The sequence below is a fragment of the Burkholderia cepacia complex sp. TUM26381 genome, from assembly GCF_057439935.1.
Window position 1 is genome coordinate 1,562,279 of the sequence record NZ_CM172007.1, and the last position, 20,890, is coordinate 1,583,168.

Below are 20,890 nucleotides of genomic sequence, written 5' to 3' on the forward strand. Positions count from 1 at the left end.
GGTCAGTCAACTGGAAAGCCGCGCGCCGGCATCACTTCGCATCGTTGTAGACGGTCGCGCGCGAGACGCCGAGATGCTGCGACACGATTTCCATCGCGCGGCGCACCTCGAGGAAGCCGTCGGCCTTCAGCGTCTGCATCAGCTCGCGGCGCTGGTCGGTCTTCAGCTCGCGCGGCGTCGTCGCGAGGCGCGTCGCAAACGTGTCGATACGCTGCCGGATCGCGTCCGCGCCGGCCGGGTCGAGCGTGTCGACGACCGTCTCGCCGTCGGTGCGGCAGAACTGGTTCAGCATGCCCTGGAAGCCGCGGAACAACGTGACGTCGGCATTCAGGCACAGAGCGGCCACGTAGCGTCCGGTCGAATCCTTGATGCCGATCGACGTGCTTTTCGCGGTGCGGCCGTCGGCGAAGCGGTTCGGGTAGTTCGCGAGCACCTGCGGGAAATCGTCGTCGGCGATGCGGGCGAGGCCGAGCTCGGTCGCGGGATCGCCGACCGCGCGTCCGGACAGGTTGTTGTGGATCGCGAGAATCGCGTGCTCGGGCGTGCGCAGGTCGTGCACGACGACCTCGGTGAACGGCGCGAACATCTCGCCGAGCCCTTCGGCGATGTGCTGCACCTGCTCGATCAGCGACGCCTGTTCCGTCAGCGGCGGTTTGCGGTTCGTGCTCATGCGTTGTCCTGGTCCGTCGATTCCGGCCGCGTGATGTCGGCCAGCAGCGGGCGCGCGATCCGCACGTAGTCGGCCGAGTCGAGCACGACCGAGCGGTCGAGGCGGCCCGCGTTGAACGCGATTTCGGCGTTGCGCTCGACCAGCGCGGGATCGACGACGAGCGTCACGTTCGCGTCGAACGCGAACGGCGGCACGGCGCCCATCACGCAGCGCGTGACGGCGGCCGCGACATCGGGCGACGCGAGCGTCGCCTTGCGGCGGCCGACCGCATCGGCAACCTTGCGGAAGTCGATCTTCAAATGGCCCGGGATCACGGCGAGCGCGGCGGTGTCGCCGCCGTCCTTGAACGTACAGAGCATCGCCTTCGCACCTTGTTCGGGGCGCGTGCCGCGGATTGCGGCGATCACGTCGGATTTGCCTTCCGCCGGATGTTCCAGCACGCGGAAGCGCGCACCGGACGTATTCAGCAGATCGCACAGCGTGTCGAAAACGGGAGTGTCGTTCATGTCGCTCCGGGCAGGGGGGGCGCATCGCGGCGCACGTGGCGCGAGCCTGCCGGCTCGCTGTCGATGGATTGTCCAAGTATAGACGTTTTGTCATGCGATGTGGCGAATGCAGGCGCCGCCGCGCCCGGCCTTTCTCCAACTGCGAAAGGTCTTTTCACATTGCGAAATGCGCGCGGAATTCCCGTCGCGTCTCCTTTTCGCCGCTTGAAAACTTGTTTTGCATCGCAAAATCGATCGGCTATCTCATTGAAAAACAAGGAAAATTTATATCTTATGTCTTATATAAGACTTGTCCGAAAGCGCACCGGACAGGATTAATATTGAGTCCATGCAGTTCGCTTCGTCACACGAAGCGGGCAGGCTGAACCCTTTACTCAAATGCGCTTCGTTCCCAGGAGATTGACATGTCCCAGTACCAAGACGACATCAAGGCAGTGGCTGGCTTGAAGGAAAACCACGGCACCGCGTGGAATGCCATCAGCCCCGAGTACGCCGCTCGCATGCGTGCCCAGAACAAGTTCAAGACGGGCCTGGACATCGCGAAGTACACCGCGAAGATCATGCGCGCCGACATGGCCGCGTACGATGCCGACCCGGCCAAGTACACGCAGTCGCTGGGTTGCTGGCACGGCTTCATCGGCCAGCAGAAGATGATCTCCATCAAGAAGCACTTCAACAGCACCGAACGCCGTTACCTGTACCTGTCGGGCTGGATGGTCGCCGCGCTGCGCTCGGAGTTCGGCCCGCTGCCGGACCAGTCGATGCACGAAAAGACTTCGGTCAGCGCGCTGATCCGCGAGCTGTACACGTTCCTGCGCCAGGCCGACGCCCGTGAGCTGGGCGGCCTGTTCCGCGAGCTGGATGCGGCGAAGGACGCGACGGCCAAGGCTGCGATCCAGGAAAAGATCGACAACCACGTGACGCACGTCGTGCCGATCATCGCCGACATCGACGCCGGCTTCGGCAACGCGGAAGCAACCTACCTGCTGGCCAAGCAGTTCATCGAAGCGGGCGCCTGCTGCATCCAGATCGAAAACCAGGTGTCGGACGAGAAGCAGTGCGGCCATCAGGACGGCAAGGTCACGGTGCCCCATGAAGACTTCCTCGCGAAGATCCGCGCGATCCGCTACGCGTTCCTGGAGCTGGGCGTGGACGACGGCATCATCGTCGCCCGTACCGACTCGCTGGGCGCCGGCCTGACCAAGCAGATCGCCGTGACGGCCACGCCGGGCGACCTGGGCGACCAGTACAACGCGTTCCTCGATTGCGAAGAGCTGTCGGCCGACCAACTGGGTAACGGTGACGTCGTCATCAAGCGCGACGGCAAGCTGCTGCGTCCGAAGCGCCTGCCGAGCAACCTGTTCCAGTTCCGCGCCGGCACGGGCGAAGCGCGTTGCGTGCTCGACTGCATCACGTCGCTGCAGAACGGCGCCGACCTGCTGTGGATCGAAACCGAAAAACCGCATATCGCGCAGATCGGCGGCATGGTCAGCGAGATCCGCAAGGTGATCCCGAACGCGAAGCTGGTGTACAACAACAGCCCGTCGTTCAACTGGACGCTGAACTTCCGTCAGCAGGCGTACGACGCGCTGAAGGCAGAAGGCAAGGACGTGTCGGCCTACGACCGTGCGCAGCTGATGAGCGTGGAATACGACCAGACGGAACTGGCGGCACTGGCCGACGAGAAGATCCGTACGTTCCAGGCCGATGCATCGCGTGAAGCAGGCATCTTCCACCACCTGATCACGCTGCCGACGTACCACACGGCTGCACTGTCGACCGACAACCTGGCCAAGGAATACTTCGGCGACCAGGGCATGCTGGGCTACGTGGCAGGCGTGCAGCGCAAGGAAATCCGCCAGGGCATCGCCTGCGTGAAGCATCAGAACATGTCCGGTTCGGACATCGGCGACGACCACAAGGAATACTTCAGCGGCGACGCGGCGCTCAAGGCGGCGGGCAAGGACAACACGATGAACCAGTTCTGATCGTCGTCAGAACCGAAGCACAACGCCAGCCCCCCGGGGCTGGCGTTTTTTTATCCGCTCGATCCTGGCGCGTTATCCGCGCACGGCCTTCACGACGTACTGGCTCGTCGGCACCACGTCGATCTTGTCGAAATCGATGAAGCGCCCGCAGCTGTCCATCATTTCAGCCACGTTGCGCTGGAATTTCTCCTCATCGCCGACCGCATCGAAGAACGCGTGCGGATCGGTCATCGCGGCAGCCGGGAAGCATTCCTCGACGATCGCGTCGTAGCCGGGCGCCGCATGCGTGAGCGCACGCACGACGACGTTCTGCACGTACAGGAAATTGTCCTGCGTATCGATCGCGACGCGCGTGTGATGGCCGTGCCACACGTCGAGCCACGCTTCGTGCGTGAGACGCGGCGGCCGCTTCAGGAACGCGAGCTGCGAGAAGCCGGTCGTGCGTTCGCCGGGCCGCGCGGGGAAGCGCGTGTTCGGAATCGGCTGCGACTCGGTGACGAGGTACGCGGCCATGTGCGGGACCGCCGCGCGCACCGCCTCGTCGAACGGCTGGCGGAACCTCGCGTTCGCGCTGTCCATCCACACCGCGACGATCCCGTCGATGCCCGGGTGCGTGTTGGTCTGCTTCAGGCCGGCGGCCGGCGCGACATCTTCATCGACGACGTTCACCTGCACGCCGTGCGCACCGAGCGACAGCAGCGTGTCGGCGAGCTGCGCGCGCACCGTGCGGTTCCACCGATCGGGCGCGGCCTGCGTATCGCGCCACAACACGTAAATGACTTTCTCCATTGTTCCGGCTCCAGAGGGAATGACGGGATCGGCGGCGTTGCCGCCGGGGTTCAGGAAGCGGTTGCCGTCGATCCGGCCGCCTGATGCGCGCCCGGCGCGAACCGGTTCGCGGTCAGCGTGAGCGACGGCGGGATCGGCGACGTGACGGTTTCGAACAGCCGCTCGTGACGCGTCGCGTGAATGCGCCACACGCCGTCGCGTTTCACGTACTGGTCGTCGTAGAACGCGGTGCCGTGCAACAGGTAGTTGTCCTCGAGATTGATCGCGTGATCCTCGAGAAACCACACGCCGCACGCGTGATCGGCTGACACCAGCGTGAGTTCCGGGTGATGGCCGTGATGCATCGTCAGGAAAGTCGGCTTGCCGATCAGCTCGCGCAGGCTCGACACGAACGCGTCGCGGCCGTCGTACGCATAACGGCCGCCATACAGCCGCGCCTCGCAGTCCTCGGTCAGGCACGCCGCGAGCAGCACCCAGTCGTGCGTATCGACCGCGCGGAAATACCGGTACTTCAATTGTCGGATCTGCTCGTACTCGTGGAGCGTGCGGGTCGTGTCGTCCATCGCCGTGTCTCGTGGTGGTGTTGTTCGATGGTAGGAACGAAGCCGCCCGCATCACATCGTCTGTTCGGACGAAAGCGGAATACACATGAACCGCCGGCTTAATCCGAACGGGTGATGGCCGATGCATCGCGCGGCGGTAACGTGGCATCGACGCGGCCTTCGAACCGCGCCAGCACCGAACAAGGAGACGGGATGACCCTCATCGAATCGCTGGAAACGCGCGTGCGCCGGCTCGAAGACGCCGACGCGATCCGCCGGCTGAAGGCGCGCTATTTCACGTGCTGCGACCGCAAGGATCCGCAAGGGATGCGCGATTGCTTCGTGGCCGGCCCCGTGCAGATCGACTACGGGCGGATCGGCACGTTCGACACGCGCGACGCGCTCGTCGACGTGTTCGAGCAGCTCGGTTGCCATCCGCACATCGTCGAGATGCATCACGGCGTGAATCCCGACATCGCCGTGCTCGACGACACGCATGCGCGCGGCACGTGGGGCCTGCACTACCAGATGATCGACACGCACGCGCGCACGCTCACGCAGCTCGGCGCGTACTACGACGACGCGTACCGGAAGGTCGACGGCGAATGGAAGATCGCGGCCACGCGCTGCGTCGTCACGTCGACGCTGTCGGTCCGTTACGAGGGCGATGCACCCGGCGTGCTGTTCGCCGGCGCGCAGCCGCCGGCCGCCTGACGCGCACGATTGCCACGGTCGTGGCGGACATTCCACAGGAGACATCGAACATGACACAGAACCACGAGGCGCCGGTCGCCGTCGTGACGGGCGCATCGCGCGGCGCGGGCAAGGGCATCGCGCGCGCGCTCGGCGCGGCCGGCATGACCGTCTACGTGACGGGCCGTTCGCAGAACGAAGGCGATGCGCCGCTGCCCGGCACGATCCACGAAACCGCGCGCGAGATCGACGCGCTCGGCGGCCGAGGGATCGCGGTGGCCTGCGACCACGCGGACGACGCCCAGGTGAAGGCGCTGTTCGAACGCGTCGAGCGCGACTGCGGGCGGCTCGACATCCTCGTCAACAACGCGACTTACCTGCACGACCAGCTGATCCTGCCGGGCCCGTTCTGGGAGAAGTCGCTCGACCTCGTGAACATCCTCGATGTCGGGCTGCGCTCGGCGTATGTCGCGAGCTGGCATGCGGCACCGCTGATGGCGAAGCGCCGCAGCGGGCTGATCGCGTTCACGTCGTCGTTCGGCGCGAGCTGCTACATGCACGGCGCGGCGTACGGCGCGCAGAAATCCGGCGTCGACAAGTTCGCGAAGGACATGGCCGTCGACCTGAAGCCGTTCGACGTCGCGGCCGTGTCGATCTGGATGGGCCCGCTGCGCACCGAGCGCACGACGCGCGTGTGGGAAGAACACCCCGATCTGTACCAGGAGTTCTCGCTCGTCGCCGAAAGCCCGGAGTTCACGGGGCGCGTGATTCACGCGATTCACGGCGATCCGCAGCGCATGGCGCTGTCGGGGCAAGTGCTCGTCGGTGCGGAAGCCGCGCTGCAGTACGGCATTGCCGATCTCGACGGCAAGCAGCCGCCGTCGTATCGCGAACTGCTCGGCGGGCCCGTGCAGGCGCATCCGGCGATCGTCGCTTAAGGAGCGCGCATGGGCATCCTGAAGGGCAAGGTCGCGCTCGTGACGGGCGCAGGGCAGGGCGTCGGCCAGGGCGTCGCGCATGCGCTCGCGGCCGAAGGCGCGCACGTCGCGGTGGTCGGCCGCACGCGCGACAAGCTGCTTGCCACTTGCGAGGCGATCCACGCGCGCGGCGGCGTGGCGGAGCCGTTCGTGTGCGACGTGATGGACGCCGCGCAGATCGCACAGTGCGTCGATGCTGTCGCCGAACGGCTCGGCGGCGTGCAGATCCTGGTCAACAACGCGCAGGTCGTGCCGCTCGGCCGCCTGCTCGACGTGACCGACGCGGATTTCATGGCGGGGCTCGAATCGGGGCCGATCGCGACGCTGCGGATGATGCGCGCGTGCCATCCGCATCTGAAGGGCGACGGCGTAATCGTCAACTTCGCGTCGTCGGCCGCGGTGCGCTGGGATGCGTCGGGGTACGGCGCATACGCGGCAACCAAGGAAGCGATTCGTGCGTTGACGCGCGCGGCCGCATGCGAATGGGGCGCGGACGGCATCCGCGTGAACGCGGTCGCGCCGCATGCGCTGTCGCCGGGCCTGAAAGGCTGGGTCGAGGCGAATCCGCAGGAAGCCGCGGCATTCTTCCGCACGATTCCGCTGGGTCGCGTCGGCGACTGCGAGCAGGACATCGGGCGCGCGATCGTGTTTCTCGCGAGTCGCGATGCCGCCTACCTGACGGGCGCGACGTTGCCGCTCGATGGCGGGCAGGCCTACTGGGGCTGATGGCGCACAGCCGGTACCAACCAATCATGAATTCGGCAACTGCGCGCTTGCATGCGCAAGGCGGCCGGCAAACCGGAATCGAATGGAGAACGACATGGGTCGACTGGCAGGAAAGGTGGCGATCGTCACGGGTGGCGCGCGCGGCATGGGTGCGGCGACGTGCAGGCTGTTCGTCGAAGAGGGCGCGCGCGTCGTGATCGGCGACGTGCTCGACGCGGAAGGCGAAGCGCTCGCGCGCGAACTCGGCGACGCGGCGCGCTTCATGCGGCTCGACGTGGCCGACGAAGCGAGCTGGGTGCGCGTGACGGAGGCGACCGTCGAGCAGTTCGGCCGCATCGACGTGCTCGTCAACAACGCGGCCGTGCTGACGTTCGGCGGCATCACCGAGCTGTCGAAACGCGATTTCGAACGCGCGGTGTCGATCAATCTCGTCGGCACGTTCGTCGGCATCCGCACGATTGCGCCGCGCATGATTGCGCAGAAGAGCGGGTCGATCGTCAATATCTCGTCGGTGGACGGGCTGCGCGGCGTGAATGCGCTGGCGGCGTACGTGTCGAGCAAATGGGGCGTGCGCGGGCTGACCAAGGTCGCGGCGCTCGAACTGGGCCATCAGGGCGTGCGCGTGAATTCGATCCATCCGGGCGGCGTGAACACCGCGATGTCGAATCCGACCGGCGCGCCACTCGAGGAAATCAACAAGCACTACGCGAACGTGCCGCAGCAGCGCGTCGGATTGCCCGAAGAAATCGCGCGCGCGACGCTGTTCCTCGCGAGCGACGAGGCGTCGTATTGCAACGGCGCGGAACTGGCCGTCGACGGCGGGATGGCGGCGGGCGCGTATTACCCCGGATTGCCCGGCGCACCGTTTTGAGCGGGGGCGTGCATCGGGCATTCAATCCGGATGTTTGTGTACGCAACCTAATTCAGGGTTTGCCTGAGTAGCGAAAACGTGAATTCGCCCGGCGCGCATTCGCGTTTGCGTCACGCGGGGACGGCACAGCGAAATTGCCGTGCCCGCGAAACCCACGGCCGGCGGACGTTCCGGCCGTTTCGTCCCCAAAGCGCGCGCAACGGCGCCGTCGAAAAAGACCGGCTCGCAACGGGCGTGCCGGCCCGCGGTCACAGTTGTTTCTTGTTGCAACGCAACGTCCGTCCAATAACGGCGATGGTATGCTGGCCGGAATGGAGTTGTATGGCAGGTTGCTTGCATGGCGAAACTCGCGTTCGCACCCTCTAACGAGACTTCACCTTCTCTCGCACGCATCGCGGCATCGACGCGCGCTCCGCTCGCGCGTCCCGTCCTGCGTGCTGTCTCCTCCTGCGCTCCAATCGCATACCCCATCTCGCGGGCTCGCCCCGCACCCCCCATCCCCGCCCAATAATCTGGAGACATTCCCATGTCGCAAAACACTATGGCCGAAGCAACACACGGCCCGCTGATCGCTCCGCCGGCTTTCGTCAAACATCGCAAGCTGATCGACTGGGTGTCGCGCATCGCGGCACTGACGGAGCCCGAGCGCGTCGTGTGGTGTGACGGTTCGCAGGAAGAAAACGACGCGCTGTGCCAGGCGATGGTCGACCAGGGCACGCTCACGCGCCTGAACCCGGCGAAGCGCCCGAACTCGTATCTCGCGCAATCCGATCCGTCGGACGTTGCGCGCGTCGAGGATCGCACGTTCATCTGCGCCGCTTCGCGCGACGACGTCGGCCCGACCAACAACTGGATCGAGCCGGCCGAAATGCGCGAGACGCTCAACGGGCTGTTCCGCGGCTCGATGCGTGGCCGCACGCTGTACGTCGTGCCGTTCTCGATGGGCCCGCTCGGCTCGCCGATCGCGCACGTCGGCGTCGAACTGTCCGACAGCCCGTACGTGGCGGTGAACATGCGGATCATGACGCGCATGGGCCGCGACGTATACGACGTGCTCGGCGAGGACGGCGAATTCGTGCCGTGCGTGCACAGCGTCGGTCATCCGCTCGAAGCCGGCCAGCAGGACGTGCCGTGGCCGTGCAATCCGGTCAAGTACATCGTGCATTTCCCCGAAACGCGCGAGATCTGGAGCTTCGGCTCGGGCTACGGCGGCAACGCGCTGCTCGGCAAGAAGTGCTTCGCACTGCGCATCGCGTCGACGATGGGCCGCGACCAGGGCTGGCTCGCGGAACACATGCTGATCCTCGGCGTGACGTCGCCGGCTGGCAAGAAGTATCACGTCGCGGCCGCGTTCCCGTCCGCCTGCGGCAAGACCAACTTCGCGATGCTGATCCCGCCGCAGGGTTTCAACGGCTGGAAGGTCACGACGATCGGCGACGACATCGCGTGGCTGAAACCCGGTCGCGACGGCCGCCTGTATGCGATCAATCCGGAAGCCGGTTTCTTCGGCGTGGCGCCGGGCACCGGTGTGAAGACGAACCCGAACGCGATCTCGACGCTGACCGGCAACGTGATCTTCACGAACGTCGCGCTGACGGAAGACGGCGACGTGTGGTGGGAAGGGCTGACCGACGCACCGCCCGCGAAGCTGACCGACTGGCAAGGCAACCCGTGGACGCCGGAAATCGGCAAGGAAACGGGCCGCAAGGCCGCGCATCCGAACTCGCGCTTCACCGCACCGGCCGCGCAGTGCCCGTCGATCGACGGCGACTGGGAGAATCCGGCCGGCGTGCCGATCGACGCGTTCATCTTCGGTGGCCGCCGCTCGACGACGGTGCCGCTCGTGACCGAGGCGCGCGACTGGATCGAAGGCGTGTACATGGCCGCGACGATGGGCTCGGAAACGACGGCCGCCGCGGTCGGCCAGCAGGGTATCGTGCGTCGCGATCCGTTCGCGATGCTGCCGTTCTGCGGCTACAACGTCAGCGATTATTTCGCGCACTGGCTCAAACTCGGCAAGCAGCTCGAAGCCACGGGGGCGACGTTGCCGAAGATCTACTGCGTGAACTGGTTCCGCAAGGACGCGAACGGCAAGTTCGTGTGGCCGGGCTTCGGCGAGAACATGCGCGTGCTGAAGTGGATGCTCGATCGTCTCGAAGGCACCGGCGGCGGCGGCGAGCATGCGTTCGGCGTGTCGCCTGCGTATGAAGACCTGCATTGGGACGGCCTCGATTTCACGCGCGACCAGTTCGACGCGGTGACGTCGATGAACGCCGACGAATGGCGCGAGGAGCTGAAGCTGCATGCAGCGCTGTTCGATACGCTGAAGCTGCGTTTGCCGGCTGAAATGACCGATACGATGATGAAGATCGAGCAGCGCCTCGGCGCGTAACGATCCGCGTCGGCGTATCGACGCATCGCTCCTGACGTCCCGCCGCCGGCATGCATTGCCGGCGGCGGGACGTTTTTGCATCCGCGTTGCTTACTGCGCGCCGCAATGCGCGACGACTTCGTCGACTGCCCGCTGCACGTCGCCGCGCCGGTAGCGCAGCAGCGCGAGGTCCGCCGCATCGGGCTCGTACGACACGACGTTGCCGCGCCCCGTGTAGATCGCGATATCGGGCAGCAGCGGATGCTCCTGGTCGAGCGACGGGACGTCTTGCGGGTTGCCGGCCGCGCGGAAGAACGCGGCGAAGTAGTCGGCGAAGCTCAGGTTCTCGTCGCCGACGAGGTAGGCCTTGCCCGCTTCGCCGCGCTGCAGCGCGCCCCAGATCGCTTCCGACAGCGATTGCGTCGAGATGAAGTTGCTACCGCCGGCCGGGCCGTACACCGGCAGCCCGGCGAATTGCCCCTGCGCATAGCCCGTGTACGCGGCGAACATCTCGTTGCGCAGCCCCGGCACCGACCCGACGACGAACGGCGCATTCACGCTGCATACCGCGAACGACGGCGTCGCGAGCGCGCGCACGCGTTCGTCGGCGAGATGGCGCGAGCGCACGTACGGCACCGTGTCGACGAGCGCCGGTGCGACCTGCGGATAGAAGCTGCCGACCAGCACCGCGCGTTTCACGCCCGCGTCGCGGGCGAGCGCGAAGAAACGCGGCACGGCGTCGACATTCGCGCGTTCCCAGTGCGCGGCTTCGTCCGTGCCGGGCGGCAGGTGCCGGATGTCGTTGCCGGCCGCGAACACGACCGCGTCGAATGGCGCGAGATCGTCGCGCGTGAAGTTGCCGGCCACGTAGTCGCGCTGCAGCACGTCGAACTGCGCGAGCGCGCTGCCGGCCGCAGGCGGCTTGCGTGCGGCGAGCGTGACGTGATTGCCCTGCGCTTGCAGGTGCAGCGCGGCATGGCCGCCGATGAGGCCGGTGCCGCCGACGATCAGGATCTTCATGGTGTCTCCGGTGGCGGCGCAGACGCGCCGCGTAAATTGAACGGATGAAGTGGCGCGCGTGCGTTGCGCCGTTCAGAAATTGAAGCCGTTGCCCGTGACGACGGGCATGTTGGTCCAGAAGCCGTTGGGGTCGCGATACCAGCCGGCTGCGGCGAGGGCGCCGCCGTCGACGTGCAGCGTCGTGCCGGTGACCCAGGCGGCGAGCGGGCTCGCGAGGTACAGCGCGGCGCCCGCGATATCGCCGGCCGCGCCGAAACGTCCGAGCGGAATCCAGCGCGGGATGTGGCTGTGGTGTTCGGCCGCGACCATCGCGGTGACGGGCACCTGCGGCGTCTCGGTGGTTTCCGGCGCGATCTGGTTCACGCGGATGCCGGCCGGCCCGAGTTCGAGTGCGAGGCTTTTCGTGAAGCCGGTCAACGCGGCCTTGAACGATGCGTACACGGCGCAGTTCGGAATCGCGCGGAAGCCTTCGATCGACGACACGCCGACGATGCTGCTGCCCGCGCCGCGCTGGCGCAGCAACGGCAGCATCGCGCGCGTGACCGTGAACACCTGGCGCAGGTTCACGTCGAACAGCCGCTCGATGTCGTCGTCGGTGCAATCCTCGAATGGTTTCGCGATCTGCAGGAAATCGCCGACGTTGTTGACGAGCACGTCGAGGCCGCCGAAGCGTGCGTCGATCGTCCGCGCGAATGCATCGACCTCGTCGCGGCGCGTGACGTCCACGGTGCCGACGAGCGCATCGACGCCGGCCGCTTCGAGGGCGGCCCGCACGTCCTGCGCGCGCGCCGCGTCGATTTCGGCCACGGCCACGCGCGCGCCGGCCGCGCCGAACGCTTCCGCACAGGCGCGGCCGATGCCCGCGCCGCCGCCGGTGACCAGCACGGTCTTGCCGGTGAATGAAATCATCTGGGGACTCCTTCGAACGGGAAAGTGCCGGGGCGCGTCACAGCGACGACACCAGTTGCGCGTTGTCGATCCGCAGTTCCGCACCGTTGACGAAACGCGATTCGTCGGACGCAAGGAACAGCACGAGATTCGCGACGTCCTGCGGGTCGCACATGCGCGCCATCGGATCGCTGCCGATGCCGAGCGCGACCGGGTCAAGGTCGGGCATCAGCGCCTGCGTCATCGGCGTCCAGATCCCGTCCGGATGGATCGAGTTGCAGCGGATCCGGTAGCCGCTGCGCTTGCAGTGCACGGCGACGCTGCGCGCGAGCGCCGTCACCGCGCCTTTCGACCCGGTGTACGCGCACATCATCGGCAGCCCGCCGAGTGCGGCAACCGACGACATCATCACGATCGAGCCCGGCGTGTCGTTGCCCTTCATCGCGCCGATCGCGTACTTGCAGCCGAGGAAGTAGCCGTCGGCATTGGTGCGCATCACGCGCCGCCACGTGTCGAGGCTGGTGTCCTCGATCGAGCCGACCGGGCAGATCGCCGCGTTGTTGACGAGCACGTCGAGGCGGCCGAAGCGGTCGAGCGTCGATGCGATCGCGTGCTGCCAGCCGTCTTCGTCGGCAATGTCGTGACGTACGAACAGCGCTGCGTCGCCGATCTCGCGGGCGAGCGCACGGCCCGCGTCTTCGTCGATGTCGGTCAAGACGACGCGCGCGCCTTCGGCGGCGAGCAACAGTGCATCCGCGCGGCCGACGCCGCTTGCCGCGCCGGTGATCAGCGCGACCTTGTTTGCGACTCGATTCATGGTCGGTCGGTGTCCTTTGTGGGGGTGGGTGAGGGAAGGCGGGCGCTCATGCGGCGCCCGGTGCGCGGCCGGCCTTGATCGCATCGAGCGCGGCCGTGCCGTAGATCTGCGCGATCGTGTCGTCGACGCGCGGGTTGGTACGCAGTTCGTGGCCGCCGTCGACCGCGAAGCTCTGGCCGGTCACCCAGCCCGACTCGGGGCCCGCGAGATAGCGCACCGCGTGCGCGATCGCGTCGGGTTCGCCGAGCGTGCCCAGCGGAATCTGTTCGAGAAAGCTGTCGACGAGCGCCGGGTTGTCGAACATCGGCGCCGTGGCTTCGGAACGCGTGAGGCCCGGGCGTACCGCGTTCACGCGGATCTTCGCGCCGGCCAGTTCCTCGGCCGCGCCGCGCACCAGCGCTTCGAGCGCGGCCTTCGCGGTGCAGTACGCGGACAGCCAGCGGAAATTGATCTGCGCGGCTGTCGACGAGATGCAGACGATCGCGCCGCCGCCGCTGTCGGCGAGCCGCGGCGCGGCATGACGGATCGCGGCGAACGCGCTGTGCAGGTTCAGGTCGATTTCCGCGCGGAAGCTGTCGGTATCGTGCAGCAGCAGCGGCCGGAAGCCGGCGCCGCCGACGGTCGGCACGACGATGTCGAGGCGGTTGTCGAGCGCCCAGGCGCAGTCGAGCGCGGCTTGCAGGTCGCCTTCGTCGCCCGCGTCGCCCGCATGGATCGCGACGCGGCTGCCGGGTGTCGCATCGGTCAGTTGCCGTTGTGCGCGCTCGAGCGCATCGCGGCGGCGACCCATCAGCACGACGGCCGCGCCGTCGGCGACGAGCGCCTGTGCACAGGCCGCGCCGATGCCGCCCGCGCCGCCCGTGACGAGCGCGGTGCGGCCGGCGAGAGGAGCAGAGGTGCGCATCGTTCAGCCCTCCAGCGGCAGGTCCTGGGACCAGTCGACGTGCAGCGTGCGCGCGGCGAAGCGCCACGAGCCGCCGTCGAACACGCAGCGGTCGCGATAGCGCAGCCCCCAGTCGAGCTTGCGCTTCACGCCGTCGCGCACGTACACGTGGCACGCGATGCCGTAGGTCTCGACATCGGCCTCGCCGCCGGCGAGCGTGACGAGCTGGTTGTGCACGTGATGCTGGGTTGCGTCGTAGCGCTCGATCACGCGCATGCCCGCGACGATCGCATCGCGGTCGTCGAAGCGGAAACCGGGGCCGGCCAGCGTGGCATCGGCGGTGAAGAGGGAAGTGAGGCGTGGCCAGTCGCGCCGGTCGACGGCTTGCGCGTAACGGCACGCCAGGTCGTACAGCGCGTGGCGGGGATTCGAATCGGTCATGCAGTGCTCCCGTGGAAAAACGGAAAGAGTCAGCCGCGCCGCGAGTGCGGACGCGACGGCATTGCGACGTCGATGCGCAGGTTCGCATCGGACCGGTCGCGACTCATCATCCATACGGAGCAGGGCGAGGGTCGGGGAAAACACCGGGGTCGACCGCCGCGCATCGTGCGATCGCGTGTTGATGGTGCGATGCGGCGAACCAGATCACGCATGCGTCTGACGATGGGTCCGCCCGGTCGAGAAAGGCGTCCGGCGTGCCGTGTTTCCTTCCTGCGCGAAATTCCGCTGACCGTCGTGGTGCAGCGCGGCATGCGATGCCGCATCCGCTCAGCGTTTGCCCCTAGTCGAAATGGACGATGGCTTGCGGCCGGGCGCTGGCTACCGTGCAGTCATCCGGCGCAGCAAGCGATGCGCGCCGGACACGAACCGCACCAGCGGCCAACCGGAGAGGACGACGATCATGAGACTGACGACTCGCAAGCTGTGCGTACTGGCGATGGGCACGTTCGCTGCCATCGCGATGGCGCGATACGGCGCCGACGAAGTCCCGTCGCCGCCGTATGCGGCCGGCATCCTGCAATGCCGTTCGGTCGATCCGAACGGCCTGCCGACCGGGTGTGTGCCGATCGATCCGTCGCACTTCGGTTTCGCCGCGTTGCGCGGCATGTGACGCCGGCGCGGCCACGCGCCGCGCAGGAATGGCGCCGTCGCGGCGTGACGGTGCGCCGAGGCCGCGACGCAATCGTCGCGTGTCCTACCGGATCGCGCGGCCGGTTCGGCTTCACGCCGTTCGACGGCCGTTCGCTTTCCACCGCGCAAGACGCCGCACGCGGCTGCGCTCGCATCGCAGCGTGTTCGTATCGACCGCGCTGCTCCGCGTCACGCCGTGTGCCGGCGGGCTCGTGCCACGACTGCCGCTTTCCGCAGATTCCCTTCACGCTGACGCCTTCCTCATGTCATCTGACTATTCCCTGAACCACCCCCTGAACCTGCGCGACGTGCCTCGCTGGGATGCCGAACACGATGTCGTGATCGTCGGCTTCGGCGCGGCCGGCGCGTGCGCGGCGATCGAGGCCGCGAGCGCCGGCGCCGACACGCTGATCGTCGAGCGCGCGTCGAGCTACGGCGGCACGAGCGCGCTGTCGGGCGGCGAGATCTACCTCGGCGGCAGCGGCGGCACGCCCGCACAGCGGCAGGCCGGCTTCACCGACGACACCGAGGATCTGTACCGCTACCTGATGCTCGCGGGCGGCCGCGACGCCGACGAGGCGAAGGTGCGCGTCTATGCGAACGAGAGCCTTGCGCACCACGACTGGCTCGTCGCGCAGGGCCTGACCTACAAGAACACGTTCATCGCCGAGCGGATCGTCGAACCGGAAACCGACGACTGCCTGATCTGGTCGGGCAGCGAGGAAGCCTGGCCGTTCAGCGAAGCCGCGAAGCCGTGCCCGCGCGGCCACACGCCGCAATGGCCGGGCTGGGGCGGCGGGCAGATGCTGATGCGCGTGCTGGCCGGGCGCGTCGCGGCGCTCGGCGTGGCCACGCGCTACGACACGCGCGCGATCGCGCTGATCGTCGACGACGGCGGCACGGTATGCGGCGCCGTGCTGCGCGCGTACGGCGAGACCGCGTTCGTGCGGGCGCGCCGTGCGGTGATCCTGTGCGCGGGCGGCTTCGCGATGAACCGCGACATGGTGCGCCGGCACGCGCCGCAGTTCCTGCGCTCGGACGAGCCGATCGGCAGCCCGGGCGACGACGGCTCGGGCATCCTGCTCGGCCAGAGCGCGGGCGGTGCGGCGATCCACATGGACCAGGGCTTCGTCAGCCTGCCGTTCTATGCGCCCGAAGCGCTGATCAAGGGGATCTTCGTGAACGCGCGCGGGCAGCGTTTCATCAACGAGGACGGCTATCACGGCCGCACGGGCCATCACGCGTTCCATCAGGCCGACGACCGCATCTACCTGCTCGTCGATCAGGCGACCTACGAGGCGCCGCCCGCGATCGCGCGAATCGGCATCGCGGCGGCCGGGGAAACGTGGGAGGAAGTCGAGCGCGACCTGCAGATGCCGGCCGGCACGCTGACGGCGACCGTCGACGTCTACAACCGCCATGCGGCCGAAGGCGCCGATCCGCTGTTCCACAAGGCGAAGAAATGGCTGCAGCCGCTGATCGAGCCGCCGTTCGTCGCGCTCGATTGCCGGATCGACTACGCGTTCTATCCGCACTTCACGCTCGGCGGGCTCGATACGCTGCCGACCGGGCAGGTGCTCGATGCGGCGCGCGCGCCGGTGCCGGGCCTCTACGCGGCCGGCCGGACGACGTGCGGGCTGCCGCGCTGGGGCGCCGGGTACAGCTCGGGGCTGTCGCTGGCCGACTCGACGTTCTTCGGCCGGCAGGCCGGCCGTCACGCGGCGCAGGCCGTGCGGGACGCATTGCGCAGCGCCGCGTAGCGGTGCCGTAAACGAAAGACGCCCCGGGCAATCGATCGCATTGCCCGGGGCGTCGTCGGTTCAAGCGGTCACGCAATCACCGATCGCGCGACCAACCGGCCGTCACCCGAGGTCGAGCGCGTTCGTGAGATCGCCCGGCGGGGTCGCACCGCGCGCGGCGAACGCCTGGTTGCGCACGACCACGCCGTCGAGCGGCGCGAGTCCGTGCACGCGGCTGATGAAGCGCAGGATCGAGTTCGTGTCGTACAGCGTGTGATCGACGAAACCCTTCTTCGCGAACGGCGAGATCACGATCGCCGGAATCCGCGAGCCGGGGCCCCAGCGGTCGCCTACCGGCGGCGCGACGTGATCCCACCAGCCGCCGTTCTCGTCGTGCGTCATCACGATCACGGTGTTTTCCCATTGCGGCCCGCGCCGGATATGGTCGATCACCGTCGCGATGTGACGGTCGCCCGATTCGATGTCCGCGTAGCCGGCATGCATGTTCAGGTTGCCCTGCGGCTTGTAGAACGTGACGGCCGGCAGGCGGCCCGCGTCGATGTCGGCGATGAAATGGTTGGTCGACGGCGCGTCGCCGAGCCCCGCGTCGCGCAGGTGCTGGCGGCGGGCCTCGGTGCCCGGCGCGTATTTCACGAAGTAGTTGAACGGCTGGTGGTGGTACTGGAAATCCGGCACGGTGCCCGTATCGCGATGTTCGAGCGCGTACTGCCACGCGCCGCTGTACCACGCCCAGTCGACGTTCTTTTCCGACAGGCGGTCGCCGATCGTCGCATAGCCCTGCGGCGGCATCACGCGATGGTCGGCCGGGTCCGCATACGCCGCGTTGCCCGGATCGGGCGGCGGCACGTAGCTCGGCTGGTACGGCGGCGCCATCGTGTTCACGCCGTAGCCGTCCGGCGTCAGCGGGCCGTCGCCCGCGAACTTCGGCGGGCCTTCGAGTGCGGACGCAGGCGAATCGTCGGCGAGTTTCAGGCGCGTGCCGGCCGGATCGTTGCCTTCGACCTTCGACAGCAGCTTCGCCGCATGCGGATGCTTGTGCGCGTCCGGATACAGCGGCGGCTGCGCGGAGATCAGGAACATGTGGTTCATCCACGATCCGCCGAAGGCCGCCATGAAGAAGTTATCGCACAGCGTGTATTGCCGCGCGAGATTCCACAGCCGCAGCGAATCGGCCGAATTGCGGTAATGGCCCATCACGAGGCCGCCCGAATCGGCCCACGCGGCGAACTGGTTGTTGCGGCCGGCCGCGATCTGCATCTGGTTCTGATAGAAGCGGTGCCACAGGTCGCGCGTGATCACGCTGTTCGGCAGCGGCTTGCCCTGGGCGTCCGCGATCCGGAACGGCGCGTTCGGCAGCTTGTCGATGTCGCGCTCGGCGATCGCATAGCGCTTGCCGTCCACTTCCTGCGCCTGCGGCACGAGCCCGCCCCAGATCTTCGGCAGCACGGGCAGCGGCGTCTTGCCGTCGCGATCGAGTTGTTGCGCGTGTTCGGGCCGCACTTCGCTGAGCGGGTGCTGCACGCCGGGGAAATCGCCGTACAGGTTCGAGAAGCTGCGGTTTTCCGCATAGATCACGACGATGTGGCGTACGCGCTGGCGCAACGCCTCGTCGATGCGCAGGTCGGCGGCCGAACGCGGCGCGCTGCCGGCGGTGGTTTCGCAGCCGCTGAGCGCGACACCGGCGCCGAGCGCGGCGAGGCCGCCGAGTACGCGGCGGCGGTCGGGATCGGCGGGAAGGTCGTCGGGGCGATCGGGGGTGTCGGTCACGTCGTGGGCTCCTCGAATGGGCGGGTGGGCGGTATCGTTCGATGTGCGGCGGCGTCGCTCAGGCTGCCGCGATGCGTGACGAAATGCAATGCCGGGCGCGGCGCGGAAAGGCCGGCGATCGAATTGTCATAAAAATGTCACGAACGCGACTATAACGCGGCGAGTGCCGCGAATGAAAGCCGTTTGTCGGACGAATCGACTCGCGCGGCGGGCAATGCGCGACGCCTTTGCGCGAGCTAGACTGGATTCAGGGGCGGCGCGTCGCGGCGTGCCGCCCGGGCGAGGATCGCCCGGCGGCGCCGGCCGACGGTGTCGTCGCGGCGTCGTCGATGCGACGAAACAAGGCGACACAGCGAGGCGACGATGGCGCGGATGGATGCCGTTTTCGCAGGGCCGCCGATGCCGCGTGCCGGTTGCGCGCGCGTGCCCGCGTGAGCGCACGCCGCGCAGCACACGAGGCTGGCCCGATGCCATGGACAGGAAATTCGACTACCCGGGATTGCTGATCGCGGCGGGCTTCTTCGTGCTGTTCGCCGCGCAGTTGCTGATGCTGCACCCGTCGTCGGCATCGATCGCGTACAGCGATTTCCACACGCTCGTCGCCGCGCGGCTCGTCGACGATCTCGAGGTCGGCCCCGCGTCGATCTCGGGCACGCTGAAGATGCCGCGGGCCGGCACGATGCTGCCGGCATCCGAGGCCGCAGCCGTGCAGCAGGCCGGCGCGCCGTGGCGCTTCACGACCAACCGCGTGACCGACGAGCACCTGACCGACACGCTGACCGCCGCCGGCATCCGTTATCACGGCACGCCCGACACGGGCTGGATCGCCGCGCTCGCGTCGTGGCTGCTGCCGCTCGTGCTGTTCGTGTTCGTGTGGAACATGATGCTGCGCCGGCGCGGCGGGCTGCAGGACTTCACCGGGATGGGCAAGAGCCGCGCGCGCGTGTACGTGCAGCAGGAAACCGGCATCACGTTCGACGACATCGCGGGCATCGACGAAGCGAAAGCCGAGCTGCAGCAGCTCGTCGCGTTCCTGCGCAATCCCGACCGTTACCAGCGTCTCGGCGGCAAGATCCCGAAGGGCGTGCTCGTCGTCGGCGCACCGGGCACCGGCAAGACGCTGCTCGCGCGTGCGGTGGCCGGCGAAGCGGCCGTGCCGTTCTTCTCGATCAGCGGCTCGGCGTTCGTCGAGATGTTCGTCGGCGTGGGGGCGGCGCGCGTGCGCGACCTGTTCGAGCAGGCGCAGCAGAAGGCGCCGTGCATCGTGTTCGTCGACGAGCTCGATGCGCTCGGCAAGGTGCGCGGCGTCGGCCCGATGTCGGGCAACGACGAACGCGAGCAGACGCTCAACCAGCTGCTCGTCGAGATGGACGGCTTCCAGGCCGGCTCCGGCGTGATCATCATGGCCGCGACGAACCGGCCGGAGATTCTCGATCCCGCGTTGCTGCGGCCGGGCCGCTTCGATCGCCACATCGCGATCGACCGGCCCGACGTGAACGGCCGTCGGCAGATTCTCGGCGTGCACGTGAAGCGCGTGAAGCTCGCAGCCGACGTGGACCTTGGCGAGCTCGCGTCGCGTACGCCGGGCTTCGTCGGCGCCGATCTGGCGAACGTCGTCAACGAGGCCGCGCTGCATGCGGCCGAACTCGGTAAGCCGGCGATCGGCATGGCCGATTTCGACGAGGCGATCGACCGCGCGCTGACGGGCCTCGAGCGCAAGAGCCGCGTGATGAACGCGCAGGAGAAGCTGACCATCGCGTATCACGAAGCCGGTCACGCGCTCGTCGCGGAAAGCCGCGCGCATTGCGACCCGGTGAAGAAGGTGTCGATCATTCCGCGCGGCGTCGCCGCGCTCGGCTATACGCAGCAGGTGCCGACCGAGGATCGCTACGTGCTGCGCCGGAGCGAACTGCTCGACCGGATCGATGCGCTGCTCGGCGGGCGCGTGGCCGAAGAGCTGGTGTTCGGCGATGTATCGACCGGCGCGCAGAACGATCTCGAACGCGCGACCGCGATGGCGCGTCACATGGTCATGCAGTACGGGATGAGCGAGAAGATCGGACTCGCGACGTTCGACGACGGCGATGCGCGCCAGGGCATGCCGGGCGCCTGGCATGCGGGCGACGGCCGCTGCAGCGAGCACACGGCACGGATGATCGACGACGAAGTGCGCACGCTGCTGACCGATGCGCATGCGCGGGTGGCCGCGACGCTCGGCGAGCGCCGCGATGCACTCGAACGCATCGCGCAACGGCTGCTGCAATGCGAGGTGCTCGAACGCGACGCGCTTCAGGCGCTGATCGACGGGCGCGTCGACGCGTCGTCGGCCCCGTCGGCGCCCCCCGACGAAGCGGGCGCACGCGGCGGCGCCATCGAAACGGAGCAGGCTTCTGCGGTCGAGCGCGATTTCGTCGCGTACGGCCGGCCGCGCGACCCCGATCGCTGAACGCGCTGCGCCGACCTGCGGGCGGCGCGCGTCGACCTGTCGATG

19 protein-coding genes are annotated in these 20,890 nt (G+C 67.8%); 9 read left to right on the forward strand and 10 right to left on the reverse strand.

The window, feature by feature from the left end:
• Positions 1-31 precede the first annotated feature (31 nt).
• Both ACWMMN_RS23775 and ACWMMN_RS23780 read right to left on the reverse strand, forming a co-directional pair.
• Positions 32-670 (reverse strand): helix-turn-helix transcriptional regulator, encoded by a 639-nt coding sequence (locus ACWMMN_RS23775; RefSeq protein WP_059240481.1) that lies wholly within the window; start codon positions 668-670, stop codon positions 32-34.
• A complete protein-coding gene (locus tag ACWMMN_RS23780; protein WP_059240482.1) occupies positions 667-1,176 on the reverse strand; it encodes a YbaK/prolyl-tRNA synthetase associated domain-containing protein in 510 nt (169 codons plus the stop codon). The genes ACWMMN_RS23775 and ACWMMN_RS23780 overlap by 4 nt, the downstream gene beginning before the upstream one ends.
• A gap of 404 nt (positions 1,177-1,580) precedes the next feature.
• On the opposite strand from ACWMMN_RS23780, the gene ACWMMN_RS23785 reads away from it, so the two are divergent.
• Positions 1,581-3,164, forward strand: coding sequence for an isocitrate lyase (locus ACWMMN_RS23785; protein ID WP_059240483.1), 1,584 nt, complete (start codon positions 1,581-1,583; stop codon positions 3,162-3,164).
• Positions 3,165-3,236: 72 nt separating this feature from the next.
• Here ACWMMN_RS23785 and ACWMMN_RS23790 read toward each other — a convergent pair whose 3' ends face one another.
• Both ACWMMN_RS23790 and ACWMMN_RS23795 read right to left on the reverse strand, forming a co-directional pair.
• A complete protein-coding gene (locus ACWMMN_RS23790; RefSeq protein WP_059240484.1) occupies positions 3,237-3,953 on the reverse strand; it encodes an EthD domain-containing protein in 717 nt (238 codons plus the stop codon).
• 50 nt (positions 3,954-4,003) lie between these two features.
• Complete coding sequence (locus tag ACWMMN_RS23795; RefSeq protein ID WP_486424037.1) at positions 4,004-4,516, reverse strand: nuclear transport factor 2 family protein; 513 nt, start codon at positions 4,514-4,516, stop codon at positions 4,004-4,006.
• Positions 4,517-4,708: 192 nt separating this feature from the next.
• Here ACWMMN_RS23795 and ACWMMN_RS23800 point away from each other — a divergent pair, with 192 nt between their 5' ends.
• The 5 genes from ACWMMN_RS23800 (at position 4,709) to ACWMMN_RS23820 (ending at position 10,154) form a co-directional block, all read left to right on the forward strand.
• On the forward strand, positions 4,709-5,209 hold the full coding sequence (locus ACWMMN_RS23800) for a nuclear transport factor 2 family protein (RefSeq protein ID WP_174992120.1): 501 nt from the start codon (positions 4,709-4,711) through the stop codon (positions 5,207-5,209).
• 50 nt (positions 5,210-5,259) lie between these two features.
• Positions 5,260-6,126 (forward strand): SDR family NAD(P)-dependent oxidoreductase, encoded by an 867-nt coding sequence (locus ACWMMN_RS23805; protein WP_059240486.1) that lies wholly within the window; start codon positions 5,260-5,262, stop codon positions 6,124-6,126.
• A 9-nt stretch (positions 6,127-6,135) separates the two neighbouring features.
• Positions 6,136-6,891 carry an SDR family NAD(P)-dependent oxidoreductase gene (locus tag ACWMMN_RS23810; protein WP_059240487.1) on the forward strand — a complete coding sequence of 252 codons (756 nt, stop codon included), beginning with the start codon at positions 6,136-6,138 and terminating at the stop codon, positions 6,889-6,891.
• 94 nt (positions 6,892-6,985) lie between these two features.
• Positions 6,986-7,762 carry a glucose 1-dehydrogenase gene (locus tag ACWMMN_RS23815; RefSeq protein WP_059240986.1) on the forward strand — a complete coding sequence of 259 codons (777 nt, stop codon included), beginning with the start codon at positions 6,986-6,988 and terminating at the stop codon, positions 7,760-7,762.
• Between the two features lie 526 nt (positions 7,763-8,288).
• Positions 8,289-10,154 carry a phosphoenolpyruvate carboxykinase (GTP) gene (locus tag ACWMMN_RS23820; protein ID WP_059240488.1) on the forward strand — a complete coding sequence of 622 codons (1,866 nt, stop codon included), beginning with the start codon at positions 8,289-8,291 and terminating at the stop codon, positions 10,152-10,154.
• A gap of 90 nt (positions 10,155-10,244) precedes the next feature.
• On the opposite strand, the gene ACWMMN_RS23825 is transcribed toward ACWMMN_RS23820, so the two are convergent.
• The 5 genes from ACWMMN_RS23825 to ACWMMN_RS23845 form a co-directional block, all read right to left on the reverse strand.
• Entirely contained in the window at positions 10,245-11,153 is a 909-nt protein-coding gene (locus ACWMMN_RS23825; protein WP_059240489.1) for an NAD-dependent epimerase/dehydratase family protein, read from the reverse strand.
• A 72-nt stretch (positions 11,154-11,225) separates the two neighbouring features.
• On the reverse strand, positions 11,226-12,062 hold the full coding sequence (locus ACWMMN_RS23830; RefSeq protein WP_059240490.1) for an SDR family NAD(P)-dependent oxidoreductase: 837 nt from the start codon (positions 12,060-12,062) through the stop codon (positions 11,226-11,228).
• A 37-nt stretch (positions 12,063-12,099) separates the two neighbouring features.
• Positions 12,100-12,858, reverse strand: coding sequence for an SDR family oxidoreductase (locus ACWMMN_RS23835; protein ID WP_174992123.1), 759 nt, complete (start codon positions 12,856-12,858; stop codon positions 12,100-12,102).
• A 46-nt stretch (positions 12,859-12,904) separates the two neighbouring features.
• Positions 12,905-13,762 (reverse strand): SDR family NAD(P)-dependent oxidoreductase, encoded by an 858-nt coding sequence (locus ACWMMN_RS23840; protein WP_486424038.1) that lies wholly within the window; start codon positions 13,760-13,762, stop codon positions 12,905-12,907.
• A 3-nt stretch (positions 13,763-13,765) separates the two neighbouring features.
• Complete coding sequence (locus ACWMMN_RS23845; RefSeq protein ID WP_486424039.1) at positions 13,766-14,182, reverse strand: nuclear transport factor 2 family protein; 417 nt, start codon at positions 14,180-14,182, stop codon at positions 13,766-13,768.
• 460 nt (positions 14,183-14,642) lie between these two features.
• Between ACWMMN_RS23845 and ACWMMN_RS23850 the strand changes: the two genes are divergently transcribed.
• Together ACWMMN_RS23850 and ACWMMN_RS23855 are read left to right on the forward strand one after the other, a co-directional pair.
• Positions 14,643-14,852: a hypothetical protein gene (locus ACWMMN_RS23850; protein ID WP_059240987.1), complete on the forward strand. Its 210-nt coding sequence runs from the start codon at positions 14,643-14,645 to the stop codon at positions 14,850-14,852.
• 283 nt (positions 14,853-15,135) lie between these two features.
• Positions 15,136-16,632, forward strand: coding sequence for an FAD-dependent oxidoreductase (locus ACWMMN_RS23855; protein WP_059240494.1), 1,497 nt, complete (start codon positions 15,136-15,138; stop codon positions 16,630-16,632).
• Positions 16,633-16,734: 102 nt separating this feature from the next.
• Here ACWMMN_RS23855 and ACWMMN_RS23860 read toward each other — a convergent pair whose 3' ends face one another.
• Positions 16,735-18,399 (reverse strand): acid phosphatase, encoded by a 1,665-nt coding sequence (locus ACWMMN_RS23860; protein WP_174992125.1) that lies wholly within the window; start codon positions 18,397-18,399, stop codon positions 16,735-16,737.
• A gap of 472 nt (positions 18,400-18,871) precedes the next feature.
• On the opposite strand from ACWMMN_RS23860, the gene ftsH reads away from it, so the two are divergent.
• Entirely contained in the window at positions 18,872-20,845 is a 1,974-nt protein-coding gene (ftsH, locus tag ACWMMN_RS23865; RefSeq protein WP_486424040.1) for an ATP-dependent zinc metalloprotease FtsH, read from the forward strand.
• Positions 20,846-20,890 lie beyond the last annotated feature (45 nt).

Coding starts and splice junctions, on each gene's coding strand:
- ACWMMN_RS23830 (WP_059240490.1), bottom strand. CDS start 12,062: ATGATTTCATTCACCGGCAAGACCGTGCTGGTCACCGGCGGCGGCGCG.
- ACWMMN_RS23855 (WP_059240494.1), top strand. CDS start 15,136: ATGTCATCTGACTATTCCCTGAACCACCCCCTGAACCTGCGCGACGTG.
- ACWMMN_RS23775 (WP_059240481.1), bottom strand. CDS start 670: ATGAGCACGAACCGCAAACCGCCGCTGACGGAACAGGCGTCGCTGATC.
- ftsH (WP_486424040.1), top strand. CDS start 18,872: ATGGACAGGAAATTCGACTACCCGGGATTGCTGATCGCGGCGGGCTTC.
- ACWMMN_RS23835 (WP_174992123.1), bottom strand. CDS start 12,858: ATGAATCGAGTCGCAAACAAGGTCGCGCTGATCACCGGCGCGGCAAGC.
- ACWMMN_RS23780 (WP_059240482.1), bottom strand. CDS start 1,176: ATGAACGACACTCCCGTTTTCGACACGCTGTGCGATCTGCTGAATACG.
- ACWMMN_RS23785 (WP_059240483.1), top strand. CDS start 1,581: ATGTCCCAGTACCAAGACGACATCAAGGCAGTGGCTGGCTTGAAGGAA.
- ACWMMN_RS23795 (WP_486424037.1), bottom strand. CDS start 4,516: ATGGACGACACGACCCGCACGCTCCACGAGTACGAGCAGATCCGACAA.
- ACWMMN_RS23825 (WP_059240489.1), bottom strand. CDS start 11,153: ATGAAGATCCTGATCGTCGGCGGCACCGGCCTCATCGGCGGCCATGCC.
- ACWMMN_RS23815 (WP_059240986.1), top strand. CDS start 6,986: ATGGGTCGACTGGCAGGAAAGGTGGCGATCGTCACGGGTGGCGCGCGC.
- ACWMMN_RS23810 (WP_059240487.1), top strand. CDS start 6,136: ATGGGCATCCTGAAGGGCAAGGTCGCGCTCGTGACGGGCGCAGGGCAG.
- ACWMMN_RS23845 (WP_486424039.1), bottom strand. CDS start 14,182: ATGACCGATTCGAATCCCCGCCACGCGCTGTACGACCTGGCGTGCCGT.
- ACWMMN_RS23820 (WP_059240488.1), top strand. CDS start 8,289: ATGTCGCAAAACACTATGGCCGAAGCAACACACGGCCCGCTGATCGCT.
- ACWMMN_RS23840 (WP_486424038.1), bottom strand. CDS start 13,762: ATGCGCACCTCTGCTCCTCTCGCCGGCCGCACCGCGCTCGTCACGGGC.
- ACWMMN_RS23805 (WP_059240486.1), top strand. CDS start 5,260: ATGACACAGAACCACGAGGCGCCGGTCGCCGTCGTGACGGGCGCATCG.
- ACWMMN_RS23850 (WP_059240987.1), top strand. CDS start 14,643: ATGAGACTGACGACTCGCAAGCTGTGCGTACTGGCGATGGGCACGTTC.
- ACWMMN_RS23790 (WP_059240484.1), bottom strand. CDS start 3,953: ATGGAGAAAGTCATTTACGTGTTGTGGCGCGATACGCAGGCCGCGCCC.
- ACWMMN_RS23800 (WP_174992120.1), top strand. CDS start 4,709: ATGACCCTCATCGAATCGCTGGAAACGCGCGTGCGCCGGCTCGAAGAC.